Source organism: Bacillus sp. JNUCC-21 (genome assembly GCF_041222765.1).
Lineage (GTDB): Bacteria > Bacillota > Bacilli > Bacillales > Bacillaceae > Bacillus > Bacillus velezensis.
The window spans coordinates 1,500,650-1,517,550 of sequence record NZ_CP166019.1; the positions used below are offsets into that span (position 1 = coordinate 1,500,650).

Consider the following 16,901-nt stretch of genomic DNA (forward strand, 5'->3'; position numbering starts at 1 on the left):
AATGAGGTTATAAATAATTGACGGCTTTGTTTAATTACTGTAAACTATGGTTGTTGATCATATTGTACTAATAAAAAATCTTTTTTTATTAGTACAGTTTAAACGTCATTATCTTTGCTTAAGCGCTATGTGAATTTCTGAATGATTAATTTTAGAATTGCAGAGCATGATAAGACTGTTTTTAATACGGATGGCTAAACGGTATCCTAACCCTGTTAAATCAAAAGAAGAGGTGGTTTAAAAAATGGCTGCAAAGACAAAAACTTCAATTGTTGATAGCAAAAAACAATTTGATGCTATTCATAAGCAGTTTGAAACGTTCCAAATTTTAAATGCTGAAGGAGAAGTCGTAAATAAAGACGCAATGCCTGATCTTTCAGATGATCAGTTAAAGGAATTAATGAGAAGAATGGTGTATATCCGCATTTTAGACCAGCGTTCAATTTCTCTTTCCCGTCAAGGACGTTTAGGTTTCTATGCACCGACAGCGGGCCAGGAAGCTTCTCAAATTGCATCACACTTCGCGCTTGAACAGGACGACTTTATCCTTCCGGGTTATCGTGACGTTCCTCAGCTGATTTGGCACGGTCTTCCTTTACATCAGGCATTCCTGTTCTCAAGAGGCCATTTTAAAGGTAATCAGATGCCTGAGGGAGTAAATGCTTTATCACCTCAAATTATTATTGGTGCTCAAATTATCCAAACCGCAGGTGTAGCTTTAGGTCTTAAAAAGCGCGGTAAAAAAGCGGTAGCTATTACTTACACTGGTGACGGCGGAGCTTCTCAAGGTGACTTCTATGAAGGAATGAACTTTGCCGGAGCATTTAAAGCGCCAGCGATCTTCGTTGTTCAGAATAACCGCTATGCGATTTCAACTCCTGTAGAAAAGCAATCATCCGCACAGACAATTGCCCAAAAAGCAGTTGCCGTCGGTATTACAGGTGTTCAAGTAGACGGAATGGATGCACTTGCCGTTTACGCTGCAACCGCAGAAGCACGCCAGCGCGCAATTAACGGTGAAGGTCCGACTCTGATTGAAACTCTTACATTCCGTTACGGACCTCATACAATGTCCGGTGACGATCCGACTAAATATCGTACGAAAGAAATAGAAAATGAATGGGAGCAAAAAGACCCGCTCGTACGTTTCCGCAAGTTCTTGGAAAACAAAGGACTATGGTCTGAAGAAGAAGAGAACAAAGTGATTGAACAGGCCAAAGAAGAAATCAAACAAGCTATCAAAAAGGCTGACGGCGAATCAAAACCGAAAGTAACAGAGCTGATTGAGAATATGTTTGAAGAGCCGACGTTCAGCTTGAAAGAACAACTTGAAATTTACAAAGCGAAGGAGTCGAAGTAAGCCATGGCGCAAATGACAATGATTCAAGCGATCACTGATGCGTTACGCACAGAACTGAAAAACAATGAAAACGTTCTGCTTTTCGGGGAAGATGTAGGCGTTGCCGGAGGCGTATTCCGTGCAACTGAAGGCCTTCAAAAAGAATTCGGTGAGGACCGCGTATTTGACACGCCGCTTGCTGAATCCGGTATCGGCGGTCTCGCTCTCGGTTTAGGCCTGCAAGATTACCGTCCTGTTATGGAAATCCAATTCTTCGGATTCGTATATGAAGTAATGGATTCAATCTCAGGACAAATGGCTCGTCTCCGCTACCGTTCCGGCGGACGCTGGACTTCTCCGGTGACAATCCGTTCTCCATTCGGCGGAGGGGTTCATACACCTGAACTTCACGCTGACAGTTTGGAAGGCCTTATCGCTCAGCAGCCGGGTATTAAAGTTGTTATCCCTTCCACTCCTTACGATGCAAAAGGACTGCTGATTGCCTCTATCAGAGACAATGATCCGGTTGTTTTCTTAGAGCATATGAAACTTTACCGTTCTTTCCGTCAGGAAGTTCCTGAGGAGGAATACACAATTGAGCTAGGCAAAGCTGATGTGAAACGCGAAGGTACTGACCTTTCTATCATCACATACGGCGCAATGGTTCATGAGTCGCTTAAGGCTGCTGAAGAGCTTGAAAAAGAAGGCGTTTCTGCTGAAGTTATCGACCTTCGCACTGTAAGTCCGCTTGATATTGATACGATTATTGCTTCTGTTGAAAAAACAGGCCGCGCAATTGTCGTGCAAGAAGCTCAAAAACAAGCCGGCATCGCTGCCAACGTTGTAGCTGAAATCAATGACCGCGCGATTCTGAGCCTGGAAGCTCCGGTTCTGCGTGTTGCGGCGCCTGATACAGTATTTCCTTTCTCGCTTGCTGAGAGCGTATGGCTTCCAAACCATAAAGACGTTCTTGAAACTGCGAAAAAAGTTCTTGAATTTTAATCAGGCATCATAAAAGACGGTAAAGAGAGTCCTTTTCTCTTATATGAAGGAGTCTGTTTACTAGGTTCAATGCTTGCGAATGCATAACTAAAATTTGCTTAATCAACTAGGAGGTCGAAAACTGTGGCATTTGAATTTAAACTTCCGGATATCGGGGAAGGTATCCACGAAGGCGAAATCGTAAAATGGTTTGTTAAGCCGAACGACGAGGTAGAAGAAGACGATGTTCTGGCTGAAGTGCAAAATGATAAAGCAGTGGTAGAAATTCCTTCACCTGTTAAAGGAAAAGTATTAGAATTAAAAGTTGAAGAGGGAACAGTTGCAACTGTTGGACAAACGATTATTACGTTTGACGCACCTGGTTACGAAGATCTTCAATTTAAAGGAAGCCATGATTCAGGAGATGCGAAAACTGAAGCTCAAGTTCAGTCGTCTGCTGAAGCAGGGCAGGATATCTCTAAAGAAGAGACTCCTAAAGAGCCTGTAAAAGAAACCGGCGCAGGACAGCAGGACCAAGTGGAAGCTGATCCGAACAAACGCGTGATCGCGATGCCTTCCGTACGCAAATATGCCCGTGAAAAAGGCGTGGATATCCGTAAAGTAACAGGTTCAGGCAATAACGGACGTGTTGTAAAAGAAGATATCGACAGCTTTGCAAATGGAGGAGCGGCTCAAGAAGCGGCACCGCAAGAAACAGCTGCACCTCAGGAAACAGCTAAACCTGCAGCGGCTCAGGCTCCTGAAGGCGAATTCCCTGAAACACGCGAAAAAATGAGCGGTATCCGTAAAGCGATCGCAAAAGCAATGGTGAACTCTAAGCATACTGCACCGCACGTAACTCTTATGGATGAAGTTGACGTAACAAATCTTGTTGCTCACCGCAAACAGTTCAAACAAGTTGCTGCTGATCAAGGCATCAAGCTGACTTATCTGCCTTACGTCGTCAAAGCATTAACATCCGCTTTGAAAAAATTCCCTGTTTTAAACACATCTATTGATGATAAAACAGATGAAGTGATCCAAAAACATTACTTCAACATCGGAATTGCAGCGGATACCGAAAAAGGCCTGCTTGTGCCGGTAGTGAAAAATGCCGACCGTAAAGCCGTTTTCGAAATCTCTGATGAAATCAACAGCCTTGCTACAAAAGCGCGTGAAGGCAAGCTTGCACCTGCGGAAATGAAAGGCGCTTCTTGCACGATCACAAATATCGGTTCTGCCGGAGGCCAATGGTTCACACCGGTTATCAACCATCCAGAGGTTGCGATTCTCGGTATCGGCCGTATTGCTGAAAAAGCGATCGTCCGTGACGGTGAAATTGTAGCTGCTCCTGTCTTAGCTCTTTCTCTCAGCTTTGACCACCGTATGATTGACGGAGCAACTGCACAAAATGCGTTAAACCACATCAAGCGTTTACTGAACGATCCACAACTTATTTTAATGGAGGCGTAATGTTATGGTAGTAGGAGATTTCCCTATTGAAACAGATACTCTTGTGATTGGTGCGGGACCCGGCGGCTATGTAGCTGCCATCCGCGCTGCTCAGCTTGGACAAAAAGTAACAGTCGTTGAAAAAGCAACTCTTGGAGGCGTTTGTCTGAACGTCGGCTGTATTCCTTCAAAAGCGCTCATCAATGCAGGCCATCGTTACGAGAATGCAAAACATTCAGATGACATGGGGATCACTGCTGAGAACGTAACGGTTGACTTTACAAAAGTCCAAGAATGGAAAGCTTCTGTTGTAAATAAGCTTACCGGCGGTGTTGCAGGTCTTTTAAAAGGAAATAAAGTGGATGTTATAAAAGGGGAAGCTTATTTCGTAGACAGCAACTCTGTCCGTGTAATGGATGAGAACTCTGCGCAAACATACACATTTAAAAACGCAATCATTGCTACCGGTTCTCGCCCTATCGAATTGCCAAACTTCAAATATAGCGAACGCGTTCTGAACTCTACAGGCGCACTTGCGCTTAAAGAAATTCCGAAAAAGCTCGTTGTTATCGGCGGCGGATATATCGGTACTGAGCTTGGAACAGCGTATGCGAACTTCGGAACTGAATTGGTTATTTTAGAAGGCGGAGATGAAATTCTTCCTGGCTTCGAAAAACAAATGAGTTCTCTCGTTACCCGCAGACTGAAGAAAAAAGGCAACGTTGAAATCCATACAAGCGCCATGGCTAAAGGCGTTGAGGAAAGACCTGACGGCGTAACAGTTACATTCGAAGTAAAAGGCGAAGAAAAAACGGTTGATGCTGATTACGTATTAATCACTGTCGGACGCCGTCCGAACACTGATGAGCTCGGCCTTGAGCAAGTCGGTATCGAAATGACTGACCGCGGTGTCATTAAAACAGACAAGCAGTGCCGCACAAACGTACCGAACATTTACGCAATCGGTGACATCATTGACGGACCTCCATTGGCTCACAAAGCGTCTTACGAAGGTAAAATCGCTGCCGAAGCTATTTCAGGAGAGCCGGCTGAAATCGATTACCTCGGTATTCCGGCGGTTGTATTCTCTGAGCCTGAACTGGCTTCTGTCGGTTACACTGAAGCACAGGCGAAAGAAGAAGGCATTGAAGTCGTTGCAGCTAAGTTCCCGTTTGCAGCAAACGGACGTGCGCTGTCTCTTAACGAAACTGACGGCTTCATGAAGCTGATCACTCGTAAAGAAGACGGTCTTGTAATCGGTGCGCAAATTGCCGGCGCAAGCGCTTCTGACATGATTTCTGAATTGAGCCTGGCGATCGAAGGCGGAATGACTGCTGAAGATATCGCAATGACAATTCACGCTCACCCGACATTGGGCGAAATCACTATGGAAGCTGCCGAAGTAGCAATCGGAAGCCCGATCCATATCGTAAAATAATAATGTAACAAAGAAACAGCCCCCGTTTGTAAAAGCGGGGGCTGTTTTTATTGTGCAAGCACATGCTGCATAGGTTTGATGATATCCTCTTTTTTCTTTACGGATCCCTCAATCTTCATGACCACATGCCGATGATTGATCACCATCAGCGCAGGGAACGTGTTGATTTCCTCTTCCCATCCCTTTCTGTTGTCATAAACCTTCATTTGATCGACATGATGGGGATATTTCTTTTCTAAATCAAGAATCGCATCGTAATAAGGCACTTCTTTATCTATATGATTTTCATCGGAAAAAAACAAGATTTGAGTGTGATGAATGCTGTCGATCCGGTTTTTTGTGAATGGACTGACAGTAGAAACCGAACAGCTTGACAGAACGAACAGCATCAAAAAAAAGGGAATCACCGTACGGTAGCGCATCTATCTTACTCCTCTGTTTTATATAATATATGGGTTCATCCATTTAAAAGGACTATATCAAGTGTATCACGAGAGGTGAAAAACCTAAGGCTTGTTACTGAATTGTTATATAATTGAAACCGTTTTTAATGAAGAAATAATACGTGTGACAACTTGCGCAGCCGATGTGTAAAAAAGGCACATTGTTTTTCGTGAGAGCGCTGTTTTTTCGTTATACTGGGAGCAAAACCATATCAGGAGGGATTGTCATGTATAAAGCCGCTGCAGCTGTCATATGTATGTGCTTACTCGCCGGCTGCCAATCAAATGAAAAGATGCAAACAAACAAACCCCATTCTCAAGCCGCGGCCAATCATGCCAAACGGGAAAACCACCATACAAAAGAGGAAAAACAGAAAAAACAGAAGGCGGAGCCCCGTTACTATATCAATCCGAAAAGCTTTTCTGTGGAAAAAATGGATGAACAGAAAGAGAAAAAACCGATCGCATTGGTAACGATCGATGACGCGCCTGATCAGCATGCCGCTGAGATTGCGGACAAACTGCACGATCTCAATGCGTCAGCGATCTTTTTTGTAAACGGACATTTTTTGAAAAAAGATGAAAATAAGAAAGCGCTTAAGCATATTCATGAGTTAGGTTTTATGATCGGTAATCATACAATGACTCATCAAAACTTAAAAGATCTTTCCGAACAAAAACAACGGGAAGAAATCATTGGCGTCAATAAAGCGGTTGAAAAGGTAATAGGAGAGAAACCCGCATTTTTCAGGGCGCCTTTCGGAAGCAATACGGACTACAGTGACAGACTTATAAAAAAAGAAGGTATGGTGAAAATGAACTGGACCTTCGGGTATGATTGGGATCAGAAATATCAATCCAAAAAAGCGCTTACCGATATCACACTGAACAGTCCTTATCTGCGGGACGGGGCCAACATATTGATGCATGACCGGAAATGGACGGCGGAAGCCATGCCGGACATTGTAAAAGGATTGCGTCATAAAGGATATACTGTGATTGACCCTCGAGCTATAAAAAGACCGTAAAAAATAAATGTGTTATACAATTTATCAGTTGACATATTAAATGTGACATAATAATATAATAACAACAAGTGAAAATTAAGCGTTTTCAAATTCTGAGAAATGGGGAATGACAGATGGGTACAATTGTTTGCCAAGACTGTAACGAAGCGATTCATTACTTTGAGGATGAGAAGGTCACGACGTTATACGGAACATGCTGCGGACAATGCCAGTGTCATCTTGAAGAAGAGTAAAAAGCGTAAAAAGGCCCGAAACGATTTCGTTTCGGGCATCTTTATGTTTATTGGATGGCTTTTTGCTCTTTGATGACTCTGATCATTTCAAGCGTTGCATCTTCGGGACCCTGCACAGGAAGGCCGGCGTCCAAGTTTTTAAAAATGTAGCTGATATTTTCTTCAGTAATGATCTCACCCGGAATAAAGATCGGAATTCCCGGCGGGTACACCATGACAAACTCTGCGATGATCCGTCCCGCGGATTCTTTTAACGGAATGACTTCCGTATTTGCGTAAAACGCGTCTCTTGGCGTCATCGCTAACAGAGGAATTTCAGGAAGCAGAACTTCGGTTTGCTGATGAGCATAGTCATTGTCGGAAGCCTGCTTTGAAATGTCTGTAAGCGCGCTTACAAGACGGTCGGCATCTCCCGCTCTGTCGCCGGGGGTGAAAATACATAAAATATTATACAAATCGGACAGCTCGACTTCGATATTATATGATTCGCGGAGCCATTTTTCAACGTCATGACCCGTCAGTCCGAGGTTTTTGACCGAAATGATTAATTTAGTCGGATCATAACTGAATGCAGCTTTAGACCCTGTGATTTCTTCGCCGACACAGCGGATGCCTTCAATTTGATTGAGGCGTTCCCGTGTCTGATCCGCCAGCAGAATCGTATCTTCAAGAAGATCGCGGCCTTCTGTAGCGAGGCGTTTTCTTGCGACATCAAGTGAAGCGAGAAGCAGATAGGATGTTGACGTTGTCGTCAGCATGCTTAAAATCGACTGTACTCTTTCTTTGGAAACAAGACCTTCTCTCACATTTAAAATGGAGCTCTGCGTCAGGGAGCCTCCCAATTTGTGCACGCTTGTGGCTGCCATATCAGCGCCCGCCTGCATGGCGGACAGAGGAAGCTTATCATGAAAATGAATATGCACGCCGTGCGCTTCATCGACAAGCACAGGCACATCGAAAGAATGCGCGAGCTTTACAATGCTGCTCAAGTCAGCTGCCACACCGAAGTACGTCGGATTTATGACAAGCAGGCCTTTTGCGTCAGGGTGCTCCGTCAAAGCCCGCTCGGCGGACTCAAGCGTAATGCCGTGAGAAATTCCGAGCTCATCGTCAATTTCCGGGTGAATAAAAATCGGCACCGCTCCGGAAAATACAATGGCCGACATAATGGATTTATGAACGTTTCTAGGGATGATGATTTTATCTCCGGGTCCGCATACGGCCATGACCATCGTCATAATGGCGCCGCTCGTCCCTTGTACGGAAAAGAAGGTATGGTCTGCGCCGAATGCTTCCGCGGCCAGATCCTGGGCTTCTTTAATGATGCCCTTTGGCGCATGTAAATCATCCAGGGGTTCGATATTAATTAAATCTATGCTTAACGCGTTTTCTCCGATAAATTGTCTGAATTCCGGATCCATTCCCGCGCCTTTTTTATGGCCCGGAATGTGGAATTGGACAGGCTGTCTGTCCGCGTGCTTTTTCAGTCCGCTGTACAGGGGTGTTTCATGTTGCGGCAATTGTTTTCCCACCTTTATCATAATACCTACGGATTAGTTTGTATTACATTCAGTTTTATTACCCGTTTTTTAAACGTAAAACAAATGAATTATATTATGAACTTGAAAGAAAGTAAAGAACAATTTATGATCTATGGAAGATGCTTATTTTGAGCATGATTATAAAGGAGTGAAGACATTTGGAATATCAATATCCGATGAATGAGGACTGGACGACAGAGGAGGCCGTGGATGTCATTGCTTTTTTTCAGCAGGTGGAAAACGCCTATGAAAAAGGAGCTGACCGAGACAGACTTCTGAATGCGTACCGCCGCTTTAAAGAAATCGTTCCCGGGAAAGCGGAAGAAAAGAAAATCTGCAGCCAATTTGAAGCTGACAGCACCTATTCCCCGTATCGGACTGTGAAACAGGCGAAACAATCAGATCAAGCGATTATCAAAATGTAGACAAAGCGAGCCGGCAATCGGCCCGCTTTTTATGTTATGAGACTTTCTGAGTCAGTGTGTATAAAAAGGAAAGCTTCCTAAAAGCATCTTCAATGGTTTGCAGGAATTCATTGTTGTTCATGTTGATCACGTCTTCTTTTTGTAGCTGAATGCCGCACAAAAGCTCTGCTTTTTTCACTGTCTGCAGGCGTTCAAATAATGTTTTCAGCTGCTCCTGATCCATGTCGGACTGCTTGTACGCCCCTGGCTTCGTATGATCCGGCGACCATACAAAATGACCGGGAATCTGTTTTGTGATGTCCTCCTGCTTCGCTTCCAGCAATCTGCCGTATTCCTCTTTTATCGGAGATTCATAAATGATGGCAAACCATACAAACATATGGGTGTCCCATAAACCGATCTGAAAGTGAGGGAGTTTCTTATACCCGCGTTTGCTGTTGGCAAAGGCAACCCAGCTGTCAGCCGGCGGGTTGACAGATCTTCTCGCGTGCTTGGCGACATGCGGGAACATTTCATCGCCTGTCAATGCTGACAATGTCGGTGCGAAATGCTCTCCTAACAAGGTCAGCTTCGGGCGGACTTGTTCTTTTAACACCTCCATGCGCGGATCTAAACCTTCTATTGTAAATGTATCGAAGTCTTCTTTTGTAAAACGCATCTGAGTCATCTTTTTCCTCCTTATCGTAAGTATTCATATTTTACCACAGCCGCCGCCGGCCGCAAAAACATTGAGAACGTTTGAACCGAGAGGATTGGTGGTAAAAAACGAATAGGTAAACACACAATTTTAAGAATGTTGTTACAGCCGAATATAAGTTTCCATACGATATAAGAAGTATCATTAATAAATTGGAAAAATGGGATGCTTTTTTAACAAATGATCTCTGGAAGGGGCGAAAGACAATGAGGCAAGTGGTGAAGGAAGGATTCAGGGAGGAAAAAAATAACCGTGTAGCTGTCTGGAGACTAGAGGTTGATTATGAATTGGCAACCCTGTATGAGGCCATGCAAAAAGAGAATGAAGATCAAATCGATCTCAGCAAAAGAAAACTGGAACGTCTCAGAAAAGAATGGATTCGGCTTAACGGATAAAGAATAGTAAAAACGAACCGCAGGAAATGGTTCGTTTTTACGTGAGAAGGCATTTTTTTCATTTTCCTTGCTTTTTCATCGCCTTTATCAGTATGCTATAGAATAAGCTATACATAGAAAAGAGGTACACGGTATGACAAATTGGACGGAAATTGATGATATCGCAAAACAATGGGTAAAAGAAGCCGGAACGAGAATCAGGCAATCCATGCAGGAAAGCTTGACGATTGAAACAAAATCAAATCCGAATGATTTAGTCACAAATATTGATAAAGAGACGGAACGCTTTTTCATTGACCGTATACAGGGAACTTTTCCCGGACACCGAATTCTCGGAGAAGAAGGGCAGGGAGATAAGCTCCGCTCCCTTGACGGAATCGTCTGGATCATTGATCCGATTGACGGAACGATGAATTTTGTCCATCAAAAGCGGCATTTCGCGATCTCCATCGGCATCTTTGAAGACGGAAAAGGCAAAATCGGCTTAATTTATGATGTGATGCAGGACGAACTGTATCACGCATTCAGCGGAAAAGGGGCTTATCTGAACGACACGCCGCTTGCTCCTTTAAAAGAAGCTTCCATTGAAGAAGCCATTATTGCAATCAATGCAACATGGGTGACGGAAAACAGAAGGATTGACCCGAGTATTTTGGCGCCGCTCGTAAAACGGGTCAGAGGAACGCGTTCCTACGGTTCGGCGGCACTTGAGCTGGCCAGTGTTGCAGCCGGCCGCATTGACGCATACATTACGATGAGGCTCGCGCCGTGGGATTACGCTGCCGGCTGCGTGCTGCTGAACGAAGTCGGGGGCATTTACACGACCACAGACGGCGAACCATTTACGTTTTTAGACAACCACAGCGTGCTTGCGGGCAATCCGGCAATACATAAAATTATCTTTGACGACTATTTACATGCTGACAGGTAGAGATTTTGAAGAAGAAGATCTCGGGTTTCTGGAGCAGCTGGCGGCTGCACACCCGGTGTGGAAAAACGAAGAGTTCGGAACAAAAAATGCGGCGGAGTTTATGCTTGTATACTCCATGTACAATGGAACGTGGCTCGTATGGGAGATTGACGGCGCTCCTGCCGCCGTTAGTTTTCATTTGGAATGGGCGCCTTCAAACGGAAAACCGTGGCTCGGAACCGTGGCCGTCGCTCCGGAGGCAAAAGAGAAAGGAATCGGACGCGCGGTCATTGAAGAGATTGCGGGCCGGCTGAGAGGGGAGCATAAAGCGATGTTTTCAGCCGTTCCCCTGGACAGGCAGGAATGGGTTTTGTTTTTAAGCCAATGCGGCTTTGAACAGCTTAAGCTTGAAAAAGACGATCGGGAAAAGACATATATGATCATGGTGAAGCCATTGTGAAATGTTTCAGATATAAAAAAGAGACCGGATTTCTCCGGTCTCTTTTCTTGTTTACAAGCCGACCGCATTCCAGGCCGCTTCTACGCTTGCAGCGTCTTGAGAGCCGTAAAGGTCCCGCGCTGATTGAATCAAAGCTGCTTTTGCATCTTTAAAGTTTGATGACGGAGTGAGATATACCGTTAGTGCGCGATAGTAAATCTGCTCCGCTTTTTTCACGCCGATTTTTGTAATCGTGTTGTAAGCGGCTTTGTTCGGAATTCCGCTGTTTGTATGCACGCCGCCGTAGTCGCCGGCATCAGTGTTCGGAAGGTTTTGATAATTTTTGTAATGATCGGGCTGTCCGTATTTTGTCGGAGTGGATAAACTGCGGAGAGCCGGCTGGCTGACCGTAATATCTTCACCGATATCCCAGTCCTCAGTATCGTTGAAGTATCCGAATACATCAGAGAAGGATTCATTTAAAGCGCCCGGCTGATTTTCATAGTTCAGGTTGGCTGTTTCCTGTGTAACACCGTGTGTCATTTCATGGGCCGTTACGTCCATTGAACCGGAAAGAGGCGAGAAGAATGAGCCGTCACCGTCACCGTAAATCATTTGGTCGCCGATCCAGGCCGCGTTATTGTATTTGCTGCCGTAATGAACGGAAGATACGATTTTGCCGCCTTTATTGTCGTAACTGTTGCGTTTAAACGTCTGATAGAAATAATCGTACACTTTGCCGAGATTGTAATGCGCATCAACGGCAGCGCGCTGAGAAGAAGTTGTGAACTGGTTGGTAGTGCTTGATACGAGTGTGCCCGGCAGGTTATATTGTCGGTTTTGCAGATCGTACGTAATAATTTGCGTTCCGGTAGGTTTAGAAAGATCACGCATTACATATTTTCCGCTTTCAGAAGAAATATTTAATGAGACCGTTTTTCCTTTAAGAGTCGTACCTGTTCCGGTTGCAGCGGCATGCTCCACTTTGTTTTGCTTTTTCAGGACTTTCCCTGTTTCCGCATCAACGGTTACTTCCCAGTTAGCTGGTTCCGGTTCGATGTAGCGGATGGTTACATCATAGGCGAGGCGGTATTTACCGTCTTTTGTGGCCGCTGCTTTCAGCTCGGCTTTGTTTTTGTTTGCAACGTTGCCGTTAGAGACGGCTTCAGGTGATTTGCCGATTGCTTTAAAAGCATGATCCAGCGCCTGATTTGCAGATAATTTTTTGCTGTTTGCCGTTTTGGCAGAAGCATCGTTGTTTAATTCACCGTTAATCGCATAGACATTGTTGGATTTATCGACGTGAATAATGACTTGTGAGTCTTTCACAGGCACACCGTTAACGACAGGCACATAACGGAAATGCTTGTAGCCGAGATCATCAGTCGTGTGGTCAATCAGCTTCAGTCTCTCAGAAGGGTTGCCTTTGAAGACTTTGCCGTTTTGTTTCAAGTATTGCTTGATTGCTTTGTCACTGACTGAAGGCAATTCAGATTGCACCAAAGAATGCTTCGGCACAAAGTTCGTCAGGTTTTCTTTAAGCTGAGGATTCTCAGCGGCCTGAACACCCGGAAGACTGATGGTTAAACTCATAAAGGAAGCGGCGACAGCAACAGACAATTTCTTACCTAAACCCACAATAAATCCCCCTTTTTGAAAATAATGAAAACTTATATTGTTATAATAAACCAGCATTCTCTCATTCTGCAATATAAAACTAGACTCCGCTGATGAATTGATAGAATCGTCCCGGAAAGGCTTCCAGCGGCCAGCATCGGGGGATAAGCCGAGAGGCACGTGTTGAATCAGACATGAGTCGAATGATGCGATTTATTCTGAAAAAAATGACAAATGAAGTCGGGAAAAATGATAGGGGAAAAATGTTCCGATCTGTAAAACTTTTTTTATAGCCGTTTGTCTAAACGGGTGAGGCCTTAATAAACGAAAAGGATTGTTTCAGATGTCAGAGATTTTCAGTCATTTTATTCAGCATTTCGACAGGTATTTCAAGAGCTGTCTTACGAAGAGATTGCTGATGTTTTGGACTGGAGTCTTTCGAAGGTGAAGAGCACCCTGTACAGGGCGAGAATGCAGCTGAAACAGCACTTGGCGGAAAAAAGGAAGGACGGACAGATATGACTTGCTGTTTAGTGAGAGATTTACTCCCTTTATATATTGAAGGCGATTGTGAAACAGAAACGGAGCGGTTTATTTCCCGCCATCTTGAATCATGCGGTAAGTGCGGGAGTTTATATCATATGATGAAGGAGCCGTTTGACCTCGGCAGCCCTGAGATGAAGGCGCCAGCCTGTTATGCAGAAGAAGAAAGGCGGTTTAAGGAACGGTATTACGGGAAGCTGCTGATAAAAGCAGCCTGTTTGTTCGGCGCTGTTTTCTTTATCATGCTGGTCCTTAAACTGCTGATTTAAAAAAACGCCCGGCTGAATGACCGGGCGTTTTAATCCGTTTACTCAGCCGGATGAAAGGCTGTATAAATGCCTTCAAGCAATTCCTGGGGCAGTGAATTAAAGAATCCGGCACACAGCTTTGCTTCTTTTTTTCCTGCTCCTGCTTTTTCAGCAAGTTCCTGATCAAACGTATACACACCGTCTTCTTCAATCAGCGCAGATTGAAGGATATGAAGGCTTTGGGAAAAAGCGGTGAACAGCTGATCAACGATAAGGGCCTCTTTTTCCGTAAAGCCGAGCTCCACCGCTTTTTCTTTATTAAATGTATATTCGCCGTCCGTTTTCTCAATACATTGGGAAAGTACGGTTAAAAATTCGGTTGAACTGTCCCACAGCTTTTGAATGATCTGGGCTTGTTCTTGATCTAATCCCAATTCAACCGCTTTTTCGCCGTCAAAATAATAGACACCGTCTTTTTCGTAAATCGATTGGCTGATGATGTCAATGAGTTTTGCCGCGTCTTCCGGTGTCTTCTCTGCGGAAGCCTGCAGGGCATGCGGTTCATTTGCCTGGATCGTTTTTGCGCCGGCAGAATCAAGCGGACTGAATGCAAGCAAGGCGGCTGAGGCGGTTGCGGCGGCAGTTACAGCGGTTTTCTTCAAAAAAGATGTTTTCATTTCGTTCTCTCCTTGTCATGTGTATTTGCTTACAGCCACAAGTATAAAAAGACAATGATGGAATTGAAATAGGAGGTATGGTATTTTCTGCATAACGATGCCGGACTATTTCAGACTGCATATTCTGAGGGAATCTGCTGATGTAACTAGAATGGGAGCTGTCATTTCCGGCTTCCTGACTAGGCGGCGGGGGAGATAAGCCTTACATCTCAGCCTGTTTTGAGGATGTAAAAAAGCCTGAATCTTTGATTCAGGCTTCATTAGATATTTTCTTTCCATGTTTACGGAATTTTGCAAAGGGTCATGCTTTTAATCAAGCAGTCCCTGTTCGCGCATTTTTTTCTTTACGGTGAAACCGCTTCCCATCATGGCGATAACGAGAACAATGCTTCCGATGATGCCCCATGCGCTTTTCTCAGCGATTGATACGCCGATCAGCATCATGCTGAAGACTGCTGCGAATGCAAATAATAATAAGAGCCAATTCAATTTTTTCATATTTCCATCCCCTTTAACGTCATACTTTCAGTTTACAGAAAAACGTAACGCTTTTAAAGAGGATGTGTGGTATAATATGAAAGTTATCTAATTTTTTTAGGAGATGAAAATGTGAAACTTCGAAACGATCTTCGCAACATCGCGATTATTGCCCACGTTGACCATGGGAAAACGACTTTGGTAGACCAATTGCTTCACCAAGCCGGAACATTCCGTGCCAACGAAAATATTGCCGAACGCGCAATGGATTCAAACGATCTTGAACGTGAACGCGGTATTACAATTCTTGCGAAAAATACTGCGATTAACTATAAAGATACACGCATTAATATTTTGGACACTCCGGGACACGCCGACTTCGGCGGAGAGGTAGAACGGATTATGAAAATGGTTGACGGTGTTCTGTTAGTCGTTGACGCATATGAAGGCTGCATGCCGCAAACCCGTTTCGTACTGAAAAAAGCTCTTGAGCAGAACTTAAATCCGGTTGTCGTCGTAAACAAAATCGACCGTGATTTCGCCCGCCCGGAAGAAGTCATTGATGAAGTGCTTGATTTGTTCATCGAGCTTGACGCAAACGAACAACAGCTTGAGTTCCCTGTCGTCTACGCTTCTGCGATTAACGGAACGGCAAGTCTGGATCCGAAAAAGCAGGACGAAAATATGGAATCACTGTATGAAACGATACTTGAACATGTCCCTGCCCCGGCAGATAACGCCGAAGAGCCTCTTCAATTCCAAGTGGCGCTGCTTGATTACAATGATTATGTCGGCCGTATCGGTATCGGACGCGTTTTCCGCGGCACGATGAAAGTGGGTCAGCAGGTTTCATTGATGAAACTTGACGGAACGGTAAAATCATTCCGCGTAACGAAAATCTTCGGTTTCCAAGGATTGAAACGCGTGGAAATTGAAGAAGCGAGAGCGGGAGACCTCGTTGCCGTTTCGGGCATGGAAGACATCAACGTCGGTGAAACGGTTTGTCCGGCTGACCACCATGAGCCGCTGCCGGTTCTGCGCATTGATGAGCCTACGCTCCAAATGACATTTGTCGTAAACAACAGCCCGTTTGCAGGCCGTGAAGGCAAATATGTCACAGCCCGCAAAATTGAAGAGCGTCTGAACGCGCAGCTTCAAACAGACGTCAGTCTTCGTGTCGAACCGACTGCATCACCTGACGCATGGGTTGTTTCAGGACGCGGTGAGCTTCACCTGTCCATTTTAATTGAAAACATGCGCCGTGAAGGCTATGAGCTTCAAGTGTCTAAACCTGAAGTTATCATTAAGGAAATCGACGGCGTAAGCTGCGAGCCTGTTGAGCGCGTGCAGATTGACGTGCCTGAAGAGCATACCGGTTCTGTTATGGAATCAATGGGTGCGAGAAAAGGCGAAATGCTTGATATGATTAATAACGGAAACGGCCAGGTCCGCCTGATCTTTACCGTACCTTCACGCGGACTCATCGGCTATTCTACTGAGTTTCTGTCACTGACACGCGGTTTCGGTATCCTGAACCACACGTTTGACAGCTATCAGCCGATGCAAAAAGGCCAAGTCGGAGGCCGACGTCAGGGTGTGCTCGTTTCCATGGAAAACGGAAAAGCGACATCTTACGGAATTCAAGGTATTGAAGACCGCGGCGTCATCTTCGTTGAGCCCGGAACAGAAGTATATGAAGGCATGATTGTCGGCGAACATAACCGTGACAATGATCTTGTCGTCAATGTCAGCAAAATGAAACAGCAGACAAACGTCCGTTCCGCTACGAAGGATCAAACGACTACGATTAAGAAAGCGCGCATTATGTCGCTTGAAGAATCACTCGAGTACTTAAACGAAGATGAATACTGTGAAGTAACGCCGGAATCCATCCGTTTAAGAAAGAAAATCCTGAATAAAAACGAACGTGAAAAAGCGGCGAAAAAGAAAAAAACAGCAGGAATGTCTTAATCACTTGCAGAATTTGAAAAGGTAGAACCCGAACGGAAAAGGGGAGG

18 protein-coding genes and 1 pseudogene are annotated in these 16,901 nt (G+C 44.7%); 13 read left to right on the plus strand and 6 right to left on the minus strand.

Annotation, left to right across the window (positions count from 1 at the left end; genetic code table 11):
* Positions 1–244 precede the first annotated feature (244 nt).
* The 4 genes from pdhA (at position 245) to lpdA (ending at position 5,210) form a co-directional block, all read left to right on the plus strand.
* A complete protein-coding gene (gene pdhA, locus JNUCC21_RS07710) occupies positions 245–1,360 on the plus strand; it encodes a pyruvate dehydrogenase (acetyl-transferring) E1 component subunit alpha (protein ID WP_150941195.1) in 1,116 nt (371 codons plus the stop codon).
* A gap of 3 nt (positions 1,361–1,363) precedes the next feature.
* A complete protein-coding gene (pdhB, locus tag JNUCC21_RS07715) occupies positions 1,364–2,341 on the plus strand; it encodes a pyruvate dehydrogenase complex E1 component subunit beta (protein ID WP_003154528.1) in 978 nt (325 codons plus the stop codon).
* Positions 2,342–2,464: 123 nt separating this feature from the next.
* Positions 2,465–3,793 carry a pyruvate dehydrogenase complex dihydrolipoyllysine-residue acetyltransferase gene (pdhC, locus tag JNUCC21_RS07720; protein WP_369878720.1) on the plus strand — a complete coding sequence of 443 codons (1,329 nt, stop codon included), beginning with the start codon at positions 2,465–2,467 and terminating at the stop codon, positions 3,791–3,793.
* A 4-nt stretch (positions 3,794–3,797) separates the two neighbouring features.
* Positions 3,798–5,210: a dihydrolipoyl dehydrogenase gene (gene lpdA / locus JNUCC21_RS07725; RefSeq protein WP_007409663.1), complete on the plus strand. Its 1,413-nt coding sequence runs from the start codon at positions 3,798–3,800 to the stop codon at positions 5,208–5,210.
* A gap of 47 nt (positions 5,211–5,257) precedes the next feature.
* Here lpdA and JNUCC21_RS07730 read toward each other — a convergent pair whose 3' ends face one another.
* On the minus strand, positions 5,258–5,632 hold the full coding sequence (locus tag JNUCC21_RS07730; protein ID WP_007409664.1) for a hypothetical protein: 375 nt from the start codon (positions 5,630–5,632) through the stop codon (positions 5,258–5,260).
* 248 nt (positions 5,633–5,880) lie between these two features.
* On the opposite strand from JNUCC21_RS07730, the gene JNUCC21_RS07735 reads away from it, so the two are divergent.
* Positions 5,881–6,681, plus strand: coding sequence for a polysaccharide deacetylase family protein (locus JNUCC21_RS07735; RefSeq protein ID WP_007409665.1), 801 nt, complete (start codon positions 5,881–5,883; stop codon positions 6,679–6,681).
* Between the two features lie 113 nt (positions 6,682–6,794).
* Positions 6,795–6,914 carry a GapA-binding peptide SR1P gene (locus tag JNUCC21_RS07740; RefSeq protein WP_003154518.1) on the plus strand — a complete coding sequence of 40 codons (120 nt, stop codon included), beginning with the start codon at positions 6,795–6,797 and terminating at the stop codon, positions 6,912–6,914.
* A 47-nt stretch (positions 6,915–6,961) separates the two neighbouring features.
* Here the strand turns inward: JNUCC21_RS07740 and JNUCC21_RS07745 are convergent, their stop codons facing one another.
* A complete protein-coding gene (locus JNUCC21_RS07745; RefSeq protein ID WP_015239787.1) occupies positions 6,962–8,434 on the minus strand; it encodes an aminotransferase class I/II-fold pyridoxal phosphate-dependent enzyme in 1,473 nt (490 codons plus the stop codon).
* Between the two features lie 179 nt (positions 8,435–8,613).
* On the opposite strand from JNUCC21_RS07745, the gene JNUCC21_RS07750 reads away from it, so the two are divergent.
* Positions 8,614–8,880, plus strand: a complete 267-nt coding sequence (locus JNUCC21_RS07750) for a UPF0223 family protein (protein ID WP_007409667.1) — start codon at positions 8,614–8,616, stop codon at positions 8,878–8,880.
* A gap of 34 nt (positions 8,881–8,914) precedes the next feature.
* On the opposite strand, the gene JNUCC21_RS07755 is transcribed toward JNUCC21_RS07750, so the two are convergent.
* Positions 8,915–9,547, minus strand: coding sequence for a DUF1054 domain-containing protein (locus JNUCC21_RS07755; RefSeq protein WP_007409668.1), 633 nt, complete (start codon positions 9,545–9,547; stop codon positions 8,915–8,917).
* A gap of 236 nt (positions 9,548–9,783) precedes the next feature.
* On the opposite strand from JNUCC21_RS07755, the gene JNUCC21_RS07760 reads away from it, so the two are divergent.
* The 3 genes from JNUCC21_RS07760 (at position 9,784) to JNUCC21_RS07770 (ending at position 11,342) form a co-directional block, all read left to right on the plus strand.
* Positions 9,784–9,972: a hypothetical protein gene (locus tag JNUCC21_RS07760; protein ID WP_003154513.1), complete on the plus strand. Its 189-nt coding sequence runs from the start codon at positions 9,784–9,786 to the stop codon at positions 9,970–9,972.
* A gap of 133 nt (positions 9,973–10,105) precedes the next feature.
* Complete coding sequence (suhB, locus tag JNUCC21_RS07765) at positions 10,106–10,903, plus strand: inositol-1-monophosphatase (protein ID WP_007409670.1); 798 nt, start codon at positions 10,106–10,108, stop codon at positions 10,901–10,903.
* Positions 10,890–11,342, plus strand: coding sequence for a GNAT family N-acetyltransferase (locus JNUCC21_RS07770; RefSeq protein ID WP_064108147.1), 453 nt, complete (start codon positions 10,890–10,892; stop codon positions 11,340–11,342). Before suhB ends, JNUCC21_RS07770 begins: the two co-directional genes overlap by 14 nt.
* 51 nt (positions 11,343–11,393) lie before the next feature.
* On the opposite strand, the gene JNUCC21_RS07775 is transcribed toward JNUCC21_RS07770, so the two are convergent.
* The gene (locus JNUCC21_RS07775) at positions 11,394–12,959 is read right to left on the minus strand and encodes a M4 family metallopeptidase (protein WP_007409672.1); all 1,566 of its coding nucleotides are present in this window, start codon (positions 12,957–12,959) and stop codon (positions 11,394–11,396) included.
* A 366-nt stretch (positions 12,960–13,325) separates the two neighbouring features.
* Here JNUCC21_RS07775 and JNUCC21_RS07780 point away from each other — a divergent pair.
* Together JNUCC21_RS07780 and JNUCC21_RS07785 are read left to right on the plus strand one after the other, a co-directional pair.
* Positions 13,326–13,460 (plus strand): annotated as a pseudogene (locus JNUCC21_RS07780) (RNA polymerase sigma factor); the annotation flags it as partial.
* Positions 13,457–13,750 (plus strand): anti-sigma factor, encoded by a 294-nt coding sequence (locus JNUCC21_RS07785; RefSeq protein ID WP_015239790.1) that lies wholly within the window; start codon positions 13,457–13,459, stop codon positions 13,748–13,750. The pseudogene JNUCC21_RS07780 and the gene JNUCC21_RS07785, both read left to right, overlap by 4 nt.
* Positions 13,751–13,788: 38 nt before the next feature.
* On the opposite strand, the gene JNUCC21_RS07790 is transcribed toward JNUCC21_RS07785, so the two are convergent.
* Both JNUCC21_RS07790 and JNUCC21_RS07795 read right to left on the minus strand, forming a co-directional pair.
* A complete protein-coding gene (locus tag JNUCC21_RS07790) occupies positions 13,789–14,406 on the minus strand; it encodes a hypothetical protein (protein ID WP_038463860.1) in 618 nt (205 codons plus the stop codon).
* Between the two features lie 309 nt (positions 14,407–14,715).
* A complete protein-coding gene (locus tag JNUCC21_RS07795; RefSeq protein WP_003154504.1) occupies positions 14,716–14,904 on the minus strand; it encodes a YlaF family protein in 189 nt (62 codons plus the stop codon).
* Positions 14,905–15,015: 111 nt separating this feature from the next.
* Here JNUCC21_RS07795 and typA point away from each other — a divergent pair, with 111 nt between their 5' ends.
* On the plus strand, positions 15,016–16,854 hold the full coding sequence (gene typA, locus JNUCC21_RS07800; protein WP_015239792.1) for a translational GTPase TypA: 1,839 nt from the start codon (positions 15,016–15,018) through the stop codon (positions 16,852–16,854).
* The last annotated feature ends 47 nt before the right edge of the window (positions 16,855–16,901 follow it).